The sequence below is a fragment of the Bacteroidota bacterium genome (assembly GCA_037133915.1).
In the GTDB taxonomy this organism is placed as follows: Bacteria; Bacteroidota; Bacteroidia; order Bacteroidales; family CAIWKO01; genus JBAXND01.
Window position 1 is genome coordinate 1 of the sequence record JBAXND010000067.1, and the last position, 16,274, is coordinate 16,274.

The 16,274-nt window shown below is 41.9% G+C and carries 12 protein-coding genes; 2 read left to right on the top strand and 10 right to left on the bottom strand.

Translation table 11 applies throughout. The features are described from left to right. Window positions 1-227 precede the first annotated feature (227 nt). The 9 genes from WCM76_15385 to WCM76_15425 all read right to left on the bottom strand — a co-directional run bounded on the left by WCM76_15385 (window position 228) and on the right by WCM76_15425 (window position 9,824). Window positions 228-1,211, bottom strand: coding sequence for a T9SS type A sorting domain-containing protein (locus WCM76_15385; protein MEI6767013.1), 984 nt, complete (start codon window positions 1,209-1,211; stop codon window positions 228-230). 239 nt (window positions 1,212-1,450) lie between these two features. Then, the gene (locus WCM76_15390; protein MEI6767014.1) at window positions 1,451-3,541 is read right to left on the bottom strand and encodes an HAD-IB family hydrolase; all 2,091 of its coding nucleotides are present in this window, start codon (window positions 3,539-3,541) and stop codon (window positions 1,451-1,453) included. After that, a complete protein-coding gene (locus tag WCM76_15395) occupies window positions 3,538-4,272 on the bottom strand; it encodes an SDR family oxidoreductase (protein MEI6767015.1) in 735 nt (244 codons plus the stop codon). Before WCM76_15395 ends, WCM76_15390 begins: the two co-directional genes overlap by 4 nt. Further along, window positions 4,269-5,588 carry an FAD-binding oxidoreductase gene (locus tag WCM76_15400; protein ID MEI6767016.1) on the bottom strand — a complete coding sequence of 440 codons (1,320 nt, stop codon included), beginning with the start codon at window positions 5,586-5,588 and terminating at the stop codon, window positions 4,269-4,271. Before WCM76_15400 ends, WCM76_15395 begins: the two co-directional genes overlap by 4 nt. Continuing rightward, window positions 5,572-6,450 (bottom strand): UbiA prenyltransferase family protein, encoded by an 879-nt coding sequence (locus WCM76_15405; protein ID MEI6767017.1) that lies wholly within the window; start codon window positions 6,448-6,450, stop codon window positions 5,572-5,574. The genes WCM76_15400 and WCM76_15405 overlap by 17 nt, the downstream gene beginning before the upstream one ends. Window positions 6,451-6,517: 67 nt before the next feature. Further along, window positions 6,518-6,676 carry a DUF5989 family protein gene (locus WCM76_15410; GenBank protein MEI6767018.1) on the bottom strand — a complete coding sequence of 53 codons (159 nt, stop codon included), beginning with the start codon at window positions 6,674-6,676 and terminating at the stop codon, window positions 6,518-6,520. A gap of 6 nt (window positions 6,677-6,682) precedes the next feature. Beyond that, window positions 6,683-7,093 (bottom strand): hypothetical protein, encoded by a 411-nt coding sequence (locus WCM76_15415; GenBank protein MEI6767019.1) that lies wholly within the window; start codon window positions 7,091-7,093, stop codon window positions 6,683-6,685. After that, window positions 7,080-8,828, bottom strand: a complete 1,749-nt coding sequence (locus WCM76_15420; protein MEI6767020.1) for a carbamoyltransferase N-terminal domain-containing protein — start codon at window positions 8,826-8,828, stop codon at window positions 7,080-7,082. Before WCM76_15420 ends, WCM76_15415 begins: the two co-directional genes overlap by 14 nt. After that, complete coding sequence (locus WCM76_15425; protein ID MEI6767021.1) at window positions 8,829-9,824, bottom strand: hypothetical protein; 996 nt, start codon at window positions 9,822-9,824, stop codon at window positions 8,829-8,831. It abuts the gene before it with no gap. Window positions 9,825-10,011: 187 nt separating this feature from the next. On the opposite strand from WCM76_15425, the gene WCM76_15430 reads away from it, so the two are divergent. Then, on the top strand, window positions 10,012-11,115 hold the full coding sequence (locus WCM76_15430) for a hypothetical protein (protein MEI6767022.1): 1,104 nt from the start codon (window positions 10,012-10,014) through the stop codon (window positions 11,113-11,115). An 18-nt stretch (window positions 11,116-11,133) separates the two neighbouring features. Here WCM76_15430 and WCM76_15435 read toward each other — a convergent pair whose 3' ends face one another. Further along, window positions 11,134-15,081 (bottom strand): T9SS type A sorting domain-containing protein, encoded by a 3,948-nt coding sequence (locus WCM76_15435; protein ID MEI6767023.1) that lies wholly within the window; start codon window positions 15,079-15,081, stop codon window positions 11,134-11,136. 517 nt (window positions 15,082-15,598) lie between these two features. Here WCM76_15435 and WCM76_15440 point away from each other — a divergent pair. Beyond that, a partial coding sequence (locus WCM76_15440; protein ID MEI6767024.1) for a hypothetical protein occupies window positions 15,599-16,274 on the top strand: 676 nt, incomplete at its 3' end.

Consider the following 16,274-nt stretch of genomic DNA (forward strand, 5'->3'; position numbering starts at 1 on the left):
GCTTGTGAGAAAATGGACTAAGCATCAGGAATGATGGACTTCGCTTGTGAGAAAAAGGACTAAGCATCAGGAATGATGGACTTCGCTTGTGAGAAAAAGGACTAAGCTACCCGAAAAATGGACTGGGTAATTTATTTTCAAATGGACTAATTTTCAAATTAACTAATTAATATACGCTCTCGGAAAGACGCAAAGAGTAGTTGTTAATTACCAATTAGCAGCATGAATCAGCCTGTTTTCACCACAGTCATTGATTTTATTGACCTGCCGGAGATAAACTCCAGCGTATAGGTTCCCGGTTTCAGACTGAAGATATTCAGTACAGTGCCACCGCGCTGCACATCTTCTTCTGAAACAGCTTTTACGAGTACCATTTTATTATTTCGGTCAAACATATGAATGGTGGCAGTTTTGGCAATTGCATTTTTAATGGATACCAATAAATTGTCGCGGCAGGGATTCGGGAAATAGCCGACATCCAGTTTCATGCTTTCCTGACAGCTTGCTTCAACACAGGGTAAAACAGTGATATTTCCGTTTTTATCCGATTGCTTGAGGCGGTAATAAACCCTTGATTCCGAATAGTACTCATCTGTAACGGCGAATTTCGTAAGGCGGTTTCCGCTGCATTGCCCGTCGAGGGTGGCGGCAGTAGCCCAGTTTTTCAAATCTGTGCTGCGCTCAACCGTATATGATTTAATCATCATTCCGGGTGTGGCCGACCAGCTCAACAAGGGGTATCCGTTTTCGCAACCGGCTTCAAATGAAACAACTTTACCGGCTTCAGCCCTAAGGAAGGTATCGGCAACAATTGTCTTCTTCATTACCTTAACGGCCATGCTGTCTGTTTGTTTAACCGCTTTGTGCGCAGCGCTTTTGTCTATCAGCGCTTCCAGCATCTTTGTAATGGAATCAAGGTCAGAGCGAAGCGCCGACTTTTTATGAGCTTTGTATGGCTTTGCAGAAGCTGTAATCACCGTATCTTCAACTGTTGCCTGCCGGGTCTCTACAAATGCGGTATTGCCCGATGTGCCTTCGGCCTGGGTGATACTGATCGGGCAGACCGCTTCCCGGGCTTTTAAAATGTTGTCAATGGCATATTGATTATTACGAACCTCAACAGTGGAAGTCTCGGCACATCCTGCGAATACAAACAGACCGGTGACCATGAACTTAAACTGTGACCGCGTTTTCATGTATGTCCTGTTCATTTGTTAAGATTTAGTTAGTTAACTAAAGATTGTAAATAACGGGGCATGCGTGCCGATTAAATTTATTTCTTCAATTAATAACGCCATTCAAAAATCTCTAATCTTTAAAGTTACTGCTGCGGCAAAACGGTATCAACCGTCAATTATCCTGAATTAAACAGGTTGATTGTCGTATGAGAAATGATGAGGGTAACTATGAAAGATAAATTAATTCACAGCAGATGAGTATAATAAAATGCTTACAGACTTTTTAAGACATTTGAGCGGAGGTTGACCAGAAACAGGTGTGAACCGTCGGGCAGCAGATTGTCCTGTATCTTAAACCGGCTCAGGTATGTTCCTGTTTCACTAACCGGAAGTTGGTAACCGACATAGGCAAGTGTGCTGCAGCCTTCTTTCATAAGATTATAAATAATTGCAGGGGTCAGGACTGCTTCCGGTACTGACCATCCGTTCCGGTCAGCCCGGTAAAGAATCAGGGGGCAGTGAACCGAAAGCCCGCCGTAAGTGACTATAATTAAATCATTTTGCCGGGTATTGTCTTCAATGTTCTTGGCGATGATTTGATGTTGTTTTTCTATCGTAAAAAAATGCTTTTCGGAAAAGCGAATACAGCTGTATATAAGTACGACCGATAATAAGGTGACTAAAACCGGTTTGACCTTTTTCGGAGGAATGAGTCCGGAGATAAAGCTAATTCCAATTGCCATGAAAATAGCAAACACCGGAACAAATGGAATTTGATAGTAGTTATGAAGTACGTTCAGGTTGAAAAATATCAGCATATAAATAACTACACCCAGAAACCATAGCCAAAGCAGGGTAAGTTTTTTTCTAAAAACGGAAGCAAGGATGCCCGCAACAAGCAGTATGGTGCCGACCATGCCTGAGGTAAGGTCGTGCAAGAGCCTTTCGCGCAGTGCAATCCAACTTCTTACTATAAAACGGTGTTCGAAGGCACCAAAATACCACCGGGTATTATCATCAAACTTACGGTAACCCGGAATAAAGTACCAGTCGGGAGCCTGTGCATTAATAATTGCCGACTGCCTGATCCACAACACGAATAATACCATAGGAACTAAAAAGAGCACTGCCCGTTTCAAACAGAAGCGTCCTTGTTTCCCTTGAATAATAATATACAGAAGCGGCAATGCAAAACAGACTGCATACGGAGCTTTAACGAGGAAGGCAATAGTTGCAAAAACACTTCCGAAAATAATTTTACGCAGCTGTTGTTCTTTTATTCCAACAGCATAATAATAGAACATCGCGAAAGCAAATGACAGTGCAAAATAATCAATGTGCAATGCTCTTGAATAGTAATAGGACAGTGGTAAGAATGTGTAAATGATAGTTGCGAGGCGTGACGTTTGCTTTTCTAGAAAGAGTTTGCAGATTTTATAGAAGTAATAGACTCCACCACAGAAGAAGAACAGAAACACACATCTGGCAAGTGCATGACTGGGGCCGAAAATATGTGATAGCCAAGCAACAAGGGCTTCGGGTAGCGGAAACTCAAGAATAAGTGTTTTGTATCCACCCATCCAACATACCGCGGGATGAAAGAAATCCACGCCGTTTCGGTAAAAATCTCTGATATAATTGGCTGTGTCGCATTGCCGCCAGCCGTGAGGGTCGTCAATGGCTTCTCCGAAATGAAAAAAGCGCAGTGCAATGGACGCAATGATTATAAGGAAAAAAATGAGTGTGTTAAAGGTGTCGTTCTCATGATTCTCACCGTTCAGGGCATGATTATAAGGATGCGTTGCCAGTTTCAGAAAATGCTTGTCGGAACGTCCATTGCCATAAGCGTATGTTATGTCACAATTATCAATGATTTCCGATATCCGTTCAGCCTTTACTTTTCCGAAGCAGTTCTTGCCCGATATTTTGCCGGTGTATTTATTGTTTTCTATCTCAAATTCTGTAGAAATAAGTTTTAGTCCATGCTCTTCACACCAGGCATTCAGCCATATAGACGAGGAGGCCGTAACAATATATATATCATGTCCCTGTTCTTTGTGCCATGATATTTTTTTCATCGCTTCCGGAAATACCAGTTTCGGAAGGTACTCTTTGCTGAATGTTTTGCCCAGTTCAAGCAGTTCTTTTTCCGAATCGTTTTTAAAGAAGAAGGCGAAAAAGCGTTCTTTCAGTCTGTGGCCCGGATAACATCGTAATAAAAATAACAGTATATAGGGCAGGTTCAGAAGTACGCATAATGCGAGCCCGGCACTTCCATGCGTAAATCTGATGAATTCAATAAATGAATCTTTGGACGTGATGGTGCCGTCGAAGTCAAAAAATGCCGCGTCTTTTTGTTTCATACATTCGTTTTTTGCAGCAATGCTTCGGGCATATTTCTGATAATCCACATGATAAACCTCCAAACCGGAAGTACGTACGTCACCTTTTTTCTTCGGCGATATGCTTTCCAGATAGCATCGGCAACCCGGCCGGGTGAGGCTGTAAGTATCTCAGGTGTATTCAATCCTTCCGTCATTTTTGTCTTGATAAAACCGGGTTTAATGGTCGCAACATGCACACCGGCAGGGGCAAGTCTAGTCCTCAGCCCACATAAAAATGTTGTGACACCCGCTTTTGATGCTCCATATATGTAATTTCCTTTGCGACCTCTTTCGCCTGCAACCGATGAAATGCCTATAATTGTTCCTGCCTTGCGTCTTTCCATATCATTTGCAACAATGCTGAGTATGGAAATGCTGGCGTTAAAGTTAGTGTTGATTATCAGTGCAGCCTCTGAGGAATCGGACATGGCTCTGGTCTGATTTCCCAAATATCCGAAAGCAGATATTACCACATCGGGTTTTATCTTCAGCTTATTATAGAAATCATTGTGCGATTCTGTTTTTAATGCATCAAAATACACATTCTCTGTGGTAACATTATACCGTATTGACACATCGGATGCGAGAGCTGTTTGAAATTCATCAATGGTTCTGGATGCCAGTAGAATATTAAAATTCTCTCGTGCATATCGGTAAGCACATGCTTTTCCGACGTCAGAATTGGATCCAAGTATCAGTAGCGTTCTCATGCTGGTTGTGTTATTCCGAGCCTTTGCGACTGCAATGAACTGAATTTTGCAGAAGGTGCCGGGTTCGTATTATAACTTTTTAAAAAAGTGTCTTTTTTCATACGTGCATCTTTGGTAAGGTACACGCGACCACCGCACGCTATCACTATTTCATCAAGTTTTTCGCAGAGGTCAAATGCCCGTTTACTCACTTTGAAATCCATTGCAAGTGTATAACCTTCAGCAGGGAACGAAAGGGGTGACACATTTTGTTCTGCAGGACCGAATGTTTTCAACACCGCTAAAAATGAAGCACATCCCGATTTTTGTATTGTAGAGAGAATGCTGTCTAATCCTTCTTTCCCTTTTTCAAAAGGGATCACGAACTGATATTGAATGATTCCGTTTTTTCCGTAGATACGGTTCCAGTTACGAATCGCGTCAAGCGGATAAAAATACGGTTCGTAATGAATGAGATTGTCAGCCTCAAACTTCAACTGTTTGTTGTAAAAGAGGAAGTTGAATGCCTTCATGGCAATTCTACTCAGCACAAAAGAAGGAAGAATAAAGGGAATATTCAGTTGGTTAGTTTTCTTAATTCTGTAAGGTTCCGCTGCTTTTTTTTGATTTAACTCAGAGCGCAGGGCATGTTCTCCCAACATCAAAATCGAGCGACCGGCGCTATTGCCTTTCATCATACAATCGATCCAGGCAACGGAATACGTATACTGTTTGTATTTTTCAAAATACGCAAGCAGTTCATCTATATTTTTTGCTTTGATAGTTTTTTGACGGATGTATGCGGATTCTATTTTTTTTAAACGCAGTGTAACACTCAGGATGATGCCTGTTAATCCCATTCCGCCATTGGTTTCAGAAAACAGTTTGTTGTTTTCTGATGATGTACATTTCAGGATTTCGCCATTTTCAGTAAGCAGCACGATGGCTTCAACATACTTAGAGATAGCGCCTTCGGTATGGTGGTTCTTGCCATGAATGTTGGATGCGACGGCGCCTCCTATGGTAATCAGTTTGGTGCCGGGAGTTACAGGCAGGAAAAAACCTTTGGGCACTATCACCTCCAAGATATCGCTTAGCAAAACACCTGCTTCGCAGTGTATTACTCCGGATTCCGCATCAAACGAAAGAAATTTATGTAGTTTCAGCGTAGAGAATATGGTTGTTTGCAAAGAGCTGTCGCCATAGCAGCGACCATTGCCCCGGGCGATGATTACATCGGAACGCTTCACGAGTGCTGCTATTTCAGCATAGCGGTCATGAGCAATTTGCTCTGCTTCTATTTCGGGAAACATTCCCCAGTTAGAAATCTTTGCCATAGATAATGATAAGAAACGTTAATCCCCAGAGCAATAATACAATTTGTAAAAAGCGGTCTTTCCAAAGAACGTCTACCGGTGAGCCCGAGTTTTTGTCTACCACAGTAATTTGAATGTAGCGCATGATTCCCAGAAAAACAAAGAGCGATGTAATATACAGTTTATCTGAGCCGGTGCGTGCGATTACTTCGGGCGAAATGGAATATAAAATATATGAAATCAGGGTGATGGCAAATGAAATGCTTTTGGCGATATCCAGAAAGCCGGCCGTGTACCCATTCAATAATTTAGGTGATGATGCCTGTTCGGCGACAGACGTAAAATCGTCGCGGCGTTTAGCAAACCCGATGGAAACCGCCAGCAGGAAGGTCATGATAATCATCCAGTGTGAGACATAAACGCCTGATTCCGCGCCACCGGCCATAACGCGTAATACGAATCCAGTGCCAATACTTGATACATCAACAATGCTGATGTTTTTAAGCAAGAATGTGTAAAGTATGTTGAGCAGAAAATAACCAAGCGGGTACCAAAATGCATCGTGAAGCAAGGTAAGTGAAGCAAGAAACAGCATAACCATAATAATGAAAAATACTACAGCTACTTTTTTAGAGAAAAATTTGTTGGCGAGAGGTCTGTTCTTTTTAACGGGATGGAGCCTGTCTTCATCGGCATCAACAATATCATTAATAATATAAATAGAGGAAGCTGCCAGACAGAACGAAAGGAATACATACAACAAATCACAACTGAGAACCAGTTGAATTTTTCCGGCAAAGAACACCGGCAAAAACACAAATCCGTTTTTGAGCCAATGCTTGATACGTATTAAGGAGACCGCGTTTTTTAGTACTTCAATCATGCTTGTTATTTTCATTTAGTGCTCACAAAATGCGGATAGGCAGTACAAATTGTGCTTGGTTTTTATTTTAAAATAGTGAATACACGAAAGGCGAAAGCACAGAACCGGCGGAAAATGATACCAGAATGCCCAATACAACGAGCACAATGATAACCGGAATCAGCCAGTATTTTTTTTGTTGCATCATGAATTTCAATAATTCCAGAAAAATCCCTGTTTTCTTCATCTGTATCTATGATAATTTTCTGTAATCGATGATGTTCTTTTTCACAATCCAGCCGATATTTTTTCGGCTGTCACTTTTTATTAAGCGCGTAAACAAAGCTATAGGTGTAATGATTGAAAAGTAAATAATCACAAAAATAATAAACGATGAAAATATGCCTGAAATGTTTCCGATGAGCAGCCAGACAAACAAAAGCGGATAATAAAATTTTGAGTAAAACATTGTAATCGCTGCCACAACCATTGCTGAACCGCTCAGCATCATCTGCTTTTCGTTGAAGACGAAGCCGTTTTTCCACATCGCATAAGCGAGTGCCGCAATTAACAATGCCAGCAGTAAAAAACCAAATTGCTTTTGTTTAGAACGCTTTTCGCTATGCTGTTTTGCCTCGTTCATTGCTTCTTTAATCCAGCTCATACGTTTCCTTTTTTGTGAGTTCTGCATGAACCTTGCTGTTTTCTTTCTTGGTTATCAGGTTATTTCCCAGCACCAAAACATCCATATCGGTTTGAAAAAAGCATTTCAAGGCCTCGGTGGGTGATGCAATGATGGGTTCGCCTCTCACATTGAAAGATGTATTTATCAGGACAGGGCAGTCGGTTTTTTGTTTGAAAACACTTATTAGTTTATGCAATAATGGGTGGTCATTTTTTGATAACGTCTGAACCCTGGCTGTTTCATCTTCATGAATACAAGACGGAATTACATTTTTCTTACTGCTTTTAAAGGTAAATGACATGTATTTTGATACGCCTATTCCGGTAAACCATTCGTGTGCATATTCTTCCAGTACAATAGGCGCAAACGGCCTGAATCCTTCACGCTGCTTGATTCTCATATTCAGGTGCTGTTTCATATCCTCGAAAAGAGGACTTGCCAGAATGCTTCGGTTGCCCAATGCGCGGGGGCCAAATTCCATTCGGCCTTGAAACCAGCCTGCAATTTTTTTATCAATCAGTTGTGCTGAAACCTCATTGCACAATTCATCATCATCAAGAGTGGAGAAATTGATTTGGAAGTGCTTTAAGCACGCGTCTATTTCATCGATGGTGTATTCTATTCCCAGAAATGCCTGTTTAGGAAGCGTGTTTTCTACAGGTATTCGTTTTTTGTTCAGGTAGTGATTCCAGCCAATGTAACCTGCACCCACGGATGCTCCGCTGTCGCCGGCTGCCGGCTGCACCCATACGTTTTTAAAAACTTGTTCGTACAAAAGATTGCCATTCGCTTTACAATTAAGCGCCACACCGCCCGCCAGACAAAGATTATCAGATGCCGTGATTTCTTTTGCATGTGTGGCAATTGAAATGATAAAATCATCGGCAATAGACTGAACCGAGCTTGCAATATCTTTATAGAACGTGCTCATTTCTTCATTTTCAGTCCTTTCACGCATATTAAAAATGTTGCAAAACGCTTTATTGATGGTTGATTTGCCTTTATCAAAAGAGAAGTATTTCAAGTTCAGTTTAACTTCACCCGCATGTGAAATTGAAATTATTTTTTCAAGAATCAATTCTTTGTAAACAGGATTCCCGTAAGGCGCCAACCCCATAAGTTTGTATTCGCCTGAGTTTATTTTAAAACCGCAATATTGTGTAAATGCGCTATAAAACAAACCAAACGAATGCGGATAGTGCTGCTCCTTTAGAATAGTAACATGATTGTGTTGTCCTTTCGCAATTGTAGTACAGGCTTTTTCGCCCACACCATCAATCGTAATGACGGCGCTTTCGCTGAAGGGGGAAGTGAAGAACGCTGCGGCAGCATGTGCTTCGTGATGTTCTGAAAAGATGATTTCACCCTTGTAATTCAGTTTTTCTTTAATCAGAGAAGGTATCCATAATTTAACTTTCAGCCACGACTGAATTGACTCACGAAATAAATTGAATGCCACAGGGGCTGTGCGTTGAATGGAATTCAGTATGCGATCGAATTTCAGAAAAGGCTTTTCGTAAAATACAATCAGGTCGATGTTTGTGATATCAATTTTTGAATCTTTCAAACAAAATCTAATGGCGTTTATCGGGAATGAATTATCATTCTTTTTTCGGGTAAACCGTTCCTCTTCTGCCGCCGATACAAGGATACCGTCTTTCAGCAGACATGCTGCCGAATCGTGATAAAATGCCGATATTCCGAGTATGAACATTTATTCGTTAAAAATTAGTGGTTTGAGGTAGCGGGCAAATTCCGAATTCCCATGCTCATTAAAGTGGGGGTCATTCTCATAATACAACCTGTAGTTCGCAGTATCGGTTTCTTTGAAAAAAGTCAGAGGATTCAGAAACACAACATTCGTATTTCCTTTAAAGTCATTCCTGGCATATTCAAAAAATGCATAATCGGTTTTACTGAAATTATTATTATCGGAAAATGTTGCTCCCAGCTCGGTCATGTTTTTAATATAGAAATCATTTATTTGCGCACAGTGCGGAATAAATGCGATGTAGACTTTTGTAGTCAACGGAATTTTCTCCAAAAGTACTTCAAGTTCATCTTTCCATACCAGATATCGTTTCAAAAAATCATCTTTTAGAGTTACTGATTTTTCAATAGATTCAGTATCGGCTTTAATAAATAGTGTTGTGCGTTTATCATAGAGTTCTTTTGAAAAATGTTCATCTAAATGAAGTGATTTCGTTGTTTCATGCTTGCGCAATGCTCCCATGCGCTGGTTCAAATAGCTGATTGACATGAATTGATTCGTAATTTTCCAATAGAGGTTTCGTACGATTGAAATGCTTTTCCAGTTACTCAGATTTTGAACATCAATAAGGTCGTTGCCGACATAAACCTGATACAGAATTGCTTTTGGATTTGCCTGTTTGATTCTTTTGGATGCAAACAAATTCACCTGCTTGATTCCGATGCCCGCGCTTGATGCATTTACAATGACTTTTCCCGGGCAGAGCTTCTGTAAACACGAAACATATCCATGGTCGTTTGCCGAAAAGGAATCGCCAAAAACCAACAGGTCAACATTTTCTTTGCTGCGATTCTCCGGTGAATTTAAGCCTTTCCACGAAAAGCTGTAAAAATCGATGACGTACCATCTGTAACTGCATTCAAAAAGTATAAGCGTAACAAAAACAATGATGATGACCTTCAGAAAGAACTTTATGATTGCTGCAATTCGTTGTTTCATAAATAAACGCTGTTATCAGTCTTAGCTGAAATTATCCATGCCCGGTTGAATGTTTACTGAACCATGAAATAATATCTTGCATGGTGATTTTGACGGTAAACAAAGATATCATAAATATTTAATTGGAATTTCGAGCCTGTATTTGATTATTTTTGTGATATTAAAAAAATAATAGGAGAGTCATCAAATGAGAAAAATAATAGTATTGTGTTCCGGCATCGTGCTGATGTACATCAATGCTTTTGGGCAGGGAATGGGCGTAAACACCAACGGCGCAGTGGCCGATCCTTCGGCTATGCTCGATGTTACTGCTACCGACAAAGGAATATTGATACCGCGTGTAAGCAGCCTTGCCAATGTCAGCTTACCTGCATCGGGTCTTATGGTGATGTTGCTGAATGGCACTTCCGATACATCGTATTATTATAACAGCGGTACTCCGGCTTCTCCCCGTTGGTTGCAATTATTTCCGAATCCGGCCAATAAGCAACTCGATATGACCAACAAGAAAATTACAAATCTGGCGCTGTGTACACAAAACCCGGATGCTGCGAACAAAGCGTATGTTGACGCACAGGTAGCAGGACTTGGCGGTGGTGGTGGTTGCTGCGGGATACCTTCCATGCTCAGCAGTGTATCACCGTACAAATTAACCATGAGCGAGGCGGTGAGTTATTGCGATACGCTGAATTATGGCGGGCATACGGATTGGCGCATACCGACCTACGATGAAATCTCTTATTTCTTTGGAAGCACAACTGCCTCCGATACATTGTGGACGAAATCACTTTCCATGAATGCCTATTATCCGAATAACCAGAATTACATTTCAGTAAAACTGAATGATGGTAAATGGTTTAACGGCGGCGTTACTGTTTTCTGGCCATACAGCGAGAAATCTGTTACAGGAAATACTGCAAACACAACATGGACAGTGGTTGCCACTATGACACCTATGGCGCCCGGCGATGCTTTCATTTTAAATGCAGTCAGAATATATGGTTACTGCAGTCCTTCCTATTCAAGTGCGCAGGCGTATTTTCGACTTGCTTTCAAATATGTGGATGGTACTACCGTTTATTCACCGTCGTATAATACCAATAGTAGTGGTACGTTCAATCAACTTACCAGCATTCCCGTTGTAGATGGAATCACGCCATTATCAAGCATAGATTTGGAGTGTTACGGAACCAGCGGTGGAACTGCTTATGGGACGTTGTATGCCACTTACTATGATTTCATTTTCAACCAGAAAGACGGCAATAAGCATAATTGCCGTTGTGTTAGATAGCCGGAACCTGAGTTTTTGCTATTTCTTCATCATCTTGGTAGTTCTGGAACTCTTGCCTGTGCTGAATTCCATGAAGTACATACCTGAAGGCAGGCCGGTTAGCCTCATTACAAATTTGCCTCCTTTAAGGTCATTGTTTGAAAGGGCTTTCGCGTACACCTGATTTCCAAGAACATCAAATATTTTAATGGCACCATGACCATTCACCAGATTGTCAATGTTCATCAGCACTTCTGACGAGAATGGATTGGGGTAGTAATCAACATTGGACTGATATGAATTACCACAGTCGGACACTACAGCGTCGAAGATTTCAAATTTGCCATCAAAATCGGTTTGTTTAAGACGGTAGTACGATGTGCCGTCTAAAGGAAATTCATCAATTCCGGAATACGATAATACTTGATTGCTGTTTCCTGCGCCTTTAACTACAGTAACAGTTTCCCAGTTTGTAGCATCAGCGCTTCGTTCAACCGTGAAGAAATCGTTATTTGTTTCTGTTGCGGTAAGCCAACTAAGGTTAACGGTACCATTATTACACTCTCCTGAAAAGCTGAGTAACTTCACCGGTAATGGATTTCCGCCGCTTTTGCTGCCAAACGTGAGTGGGCTGTAGGAAGTAAAACCGCTTGCAGTTATTGAGCCGTTCGAACCTCCGACAAGGTTGAGTGTGCTGTTCATCGCTTCCCATTTCTGGCTGCCGTTACAGTCACCATAGTGAGCAACAACCAAATCTGTTACATCGGAAATTCCGCTGCGCTGTATATCTTTCCAGAATAAGGTAACGTCGGGTGTTGAAGTGCCGTTTGCCCGGTGGAGGTCCCAATATTCAACTCCGCTCGCCCAGAGGAGTGTCGCGGGATCGCAAAATTCAGCGGTGTTATTGAAATCGGGAGCCGGTGAGAAATAGTAGGTACAGGAGAACTCGTCTGCTGCCTCTTGTGGTGCGGCTATTTCAACAGGTGCCCATATCTTGTCGTTGTTAAAACCTATTGTGCTCACAGGAAAAATAAAGTCGTCATTGCCTGTTTTCGTTACGGTTCCATTTACAAACCCTGTTGCGGAACCGCCGTCGCTGCTTGAACCGTCAGTAAAATTCAACGTTCCATTATTTGCAAATCCGACAATGCCATTTGTGAATTGTGCATGACCGTTTATATTCATAGGTCCGTCAATTATAAAACTGGCGGCACTATCAAATGAACTATTGAAATTCACGTTATTGAAACTGCTTGCACCTGCCATTATCTTCTGGCTTGCAGCGCCGACAAAATTCACCGTTCCACTGCCTGCATTAAAAGTACCGTAATTTAACCAGTTTCCTGAAACGTCAAGTGTTCCTGAGCCGGTGAACGTAAGTGAGTTGCCCGGACAAACTTTAAAATCTTTACAGGTTTCGGTTCCGATAGTTACAAGTGGAGCCGTTGCAAAGCACTGTCCGTTTTTCCTGATATAGACGTTATCAGACAGGCTTGGCTTAAGGGTGGCAGGGGTAAATTCATTGTTGCCGTTATATTGCAGCCAGTTTGCGGTATTGTCCCAATAAATATTCGTTGTTCCCACCCAAACGAAATCGCCGGAAGTAAGTCCCGTAGTGTCGGGATGAATCAGCGTTACCTCCAGATTGTTTGAAACTGCTGTGTTACTCACGGTGCATCCTTCAGAAGAAACAATTGAGCAGCTTACAATATCGTTATCGGCCGGTACAAAGGAATAGGATGAACCTCCGGATCCGACAGCCACGCCATTTACGCTCCACGAATAGATTGTATTTGTTCCGCCATTGGTAACAGTTGAGGTGATATTTGCCGTGGCGCTTTCACAAAAGGCCGTTTCAACAGAGCTGATACTCACAGCAGGAACAACATCCGGAATCACCGTTAATGTAACCGGTGTGCGTGATGCACTGGGGCATCCACCTGAGTTAGTCCGGGAACAAGCATAATAAGTTCCGGCAGTATTTGCCGAATACGTTGTTGAACCGCTTTGTAATAAAGTACCACCGGTAGCTGCGGAATACCAGTCAACGGTGCAGCCGGTCTGTGCGTTTACACTCAGTGTTGCAGGCAGGGAGTGACTGCAAAGAGACGGTGAGGCAATAAAACCGGGAGCTGCAGGAGCAGGCGCTGTTATAACATAAGGCCCGAAAGTGGAAATATTTGCTGTTGCGGACGTATTTCTTACATACACTGAATAAGTTCCTGCGGGTACATTAAATATATTACTGCTTTGCCAACTCGTACCGTTGATGGAATATTCATACTGTGCATAGGCGTTAATGGAGATATTGTCAATCAAATGAGAATCTGAAAGGGAACCCGTTCTACCGGAAAGAGCCCAGCTCCAGGTGCTTTTATTTGCAGAGCTAAAGGCCGCAGGAAGAGCGTAGTCAGCAAAAACGGTGGTACTTCCTACCTTAAGCGTTAATTTATTCAAAGAAGAGATGGTAAGTACGACATGCTGCCAGGTATTTGTCCGAAAGAATGCACCTGCAGTCGTATTTTGGGTGAGCGGTGTCGGCACTTCTGAGCCCGCGGTAGGCTGCCAGTAAATATAGGTTCCGCGGGGCTGACTTCCATTATCATGAGTATCAAACGATACTACAAGGCCTGCCGGGTCGCCGGTTTCTCCATAATTTGAGCTTGTCAGGATAGGTCCGAAGCTGATGCTGAGTCCGTCGGCATAAGTCCCACCACCAATCAGCATGTCGCATTCAAGTACTTCACTTGTAGAATTAATATTGCAGCCATTAAAAAACACAACCGAACCTTTTTGCCAGGTTGTATTCGGTGTAAGCTGGCAATACTGACTTGTGATAGAGGCATTTCCATTAATCAGTGTCCCCACGGGTTGCGACGAAAAATCTGTATTTACAATAACGTTGGATGTATTATTAACGGTGATACTTCCGGTTCCATTGCACACTAAAGCATTGGTTGTTGATACAGTTGCAGATGGACCGATATTGGTAATAGTAACCGTTGTTGGTGTGGAATACGAAAAGAGTCCGCTGTTATTACACATTACGCGGCAGCGGAACTGAGTTGTAATTGAAATACCGTTAACCAAAGCGGAGTCGGCAGTGGCCAATGAGATATCTGTCCAGTTCACACCATCAGTGCTTGACTGCCACTGTTTTGAGATGCCAAAAGAATTGGTATGACCTGTGAGAAAAAGCTTTGTGTTTGCAGAGCATATTCCTGCATTGACCGTTGTGCTGGCTGTTCCTCCGTTTGGAGAACCTGAACATTGGGGTGCAGGAGCGAAGGTGTATGTCAGCCCACTGCTAAATGCCTTGGCTGGTGATGTGGATGTAAACCTGCATTTGCTGTCTTTGGCGGTTCCCGCTAAAGAGGCGTTCCATGTTTCATTACCAGTGCTGACCAGGCGGTTGTTGTAATCTGTTGTTGATGTTCGAATACCAACTTCGGGTTGATAGGTTGTGGCACTCGCCGGACCGGAGTTAAGTTGATATACAAAAGCAATACTTCCATTGGAAGTATTGAGTCTCACCTGAAAATCGAAACTTTCAGTGAGCCCTTTTCTTTTCATTTGTTTCCATTGGAAAATGATTTCGTTGCCAATGGTTTGCCAGCGAATTTCAGAGTTTGCATTGGAGTTTACCCTATCAAGGTCCGCACTAAAAGGGCAGATTGCAAAGCCCGAACCCGTAGTTGAGCTGATGCCGGTGTAGATTGTACTTGAAGGAGCCGTTCCGCCTAAAGTCAATAAACCATTGGTAGTAACGTAAGCTGTAGTGTAATAGGTTGTTCCAAAATAAAACGATGGGATGGTAATGGCTGCAGATACTGCATTATCCATTGCCGAAGTTCCGCTCAATATTAGTGTACCTCCCGATATGGAGGAATAGGTACCGTTGGTTTTGGTGAAAGTGTAATTGACAACCTGAGCGGATGTGATAATATTAAAAATAAGCAGGAGTAGGGGTAGTAGTGCTTTTTTCATTCGTGTCGGTTATAGTAATTTTAGTTTTTCGCAATAAATTATCCTTGATTTTCCTTTATAAGCAGAGGAAAATACAAAAGTAATACTGAACATATCCGACAATCAACCGCCAAAAGACCCGATTATGTCTGTATTAAAAAGCCGGGTGTGGGCTTGTGTTAAAAGTTTCATTCTGGGTTCAGAAATAGAAATGTTACTTGGATTTGAAGAAAAATCAATTGCGGAATTGTTGAAAATAACTGAAGTATTTCATCCTTAATTTAACATTGGTTTTTGTCATTGTGGAGGTACCTCTTTTCAAAGCACGATTTTATCTGCTTTTTTTTATAAGTTAATGTTTTGAAAAAAGATCGGTTAATGTTGAATTAAGTTTAAGTAAATCAATGAATTGAAATATTTCGAATACATTCAAAGCGTTTCATATTTTATTGGTTTTAAGAAATTTGTATATTTGGCGTGCTGATAATAATCAGGAATACAAATTACAGACACCTCCTTTTCAAAATATCAAACTATAATGAAACGATTAATTTTATCCTTGTCCGCTCTGTTTATGAGCCTTGGACTTATGTCCCAGTCTGTTACGATAACACAACCCAATGGTGGTCAGCTTCTTTACGGTTGTCAGACATACACCATAAAATGGAATTGTACCGGAGTTTCCAATTACTGGGATATCGCGTATTCACTTGATGGCGGAACTATCTGGTCATCAGTAGCGAGTAACCTGAATATTACCAATAAGCAGTACGACTGGACGGTACCCATGATAAACTCAAGTACTGTTTACGTGCGTGTGCGTGATCATAACGATACCACCAAGCAAGACCGGAGCGACAATTATATTACGCTGCAGTTGCCAATTAATATTACAAGCCCGAACGGGGGTGAGGTATGGCAGGGCTTATCGTCACAACTAATTACATGGACACCGGTCGGAACATCGGGTGTATTTAATATTTCATATTCGGTAAATAACGGAACCAGCTGGACAGCGATTGCTTCCAATGTTGCAGCGAATAATTACACATGGAGTGTTCCGAATAATCCTTCAACGACATCACTCATTCAGGTAAAGGATGCTACTACCGCCTGCCAGCTTGATGTTTCAAATGCAGTATTCGAGATTAGCCCTGCAACTGGATATTCCGCACATAGTAGTCCACTCATTCCGCGGCAAACTGGTCCACCAA

What these genes read in the sequence shown, in the direction of transcription:
- WCM76_15385 (MEI6767013.1), bottom strand. Translation starts at nt 1,211, where the DNA reads ATGAACAGGACATACATGAAAACGCGGTCACAGTTTAAGTTCATGGTC.
- WCM76_15390 (MEI6767014.1), bottom strand. Translation starts at nt 3,541, where the DNA reads ATGAAACAAAAAGACGCGGCATTTTTTGACTTCGACGGCACCATCACG.
- WCM76_15395 (MEI6767015.1), bottom strand. Translation starts at nt 4,272, where the DNA reads ATGAGAACGCTACTGATACTTGGATCCAATTCTGACGTCGGAAAAGCA.
- WCM76_15400 (MEI6767016.1), bottom strand. Translation starts at nt 5,588, where the DNA reads ATGGCAAAGATTTCTAACTGGGGAATGTTTCCCGAAATAGAAGCAGAG.
- WCM76_15405 (MEI6767017.1), bottom strand. Translation starts at nt 6,450, where the DNA reads ATGATTGAAGTACTAAAAAACGCGGTCTCCTTAATACGTATCAAGCAT.
- WCM76_15410 (MEI6767018.1), bottom strand. Translation starts at nt 6,676, where the DNA reads ATGAAGAAAACAGGGATTTTTCTGGAATTATTGAAATTCATGATGCAA.
- WCM76_15415 (MEI6767019.1), bottom strand. Translation starts at nt 7,093, where the DNA reads ATGAGCTGGATTAAAGAAGCAATGAACGAGGCAAAACAGCATAGCGAA.
- WCM76_15420 (MEI6767020.1), bottom strand. Translation starts at nt 8,828, where the DNA reads ATGTTCATACTCGGAATATCGGCATTTTATCACGATTCGGCAGCATGT.
- WCM76_15425 (MEI6767021.1), bottom strand. Translation starts at nt 9,824, where the DNA reads ATGAAACAACGAATTGCAGCAATCATAAAGTTCTTTCTGAAGGTCATC.
- WCM76_15430 (MEI6767022.1), top strand. Translation starts at nt 10,012, where the DNA reads ATGAGAAAAATAATAGTATTGTGTTCCGGCATCGTGCTGATGTACATC.
- WCM76_15435 (MEI6767023.1), bottom strand. Translation starts at nt 15,081, where the DNA reads ATGAAAAAAGCACTACTACCCCTACTCCTGCTTATTTTTAATATTATC.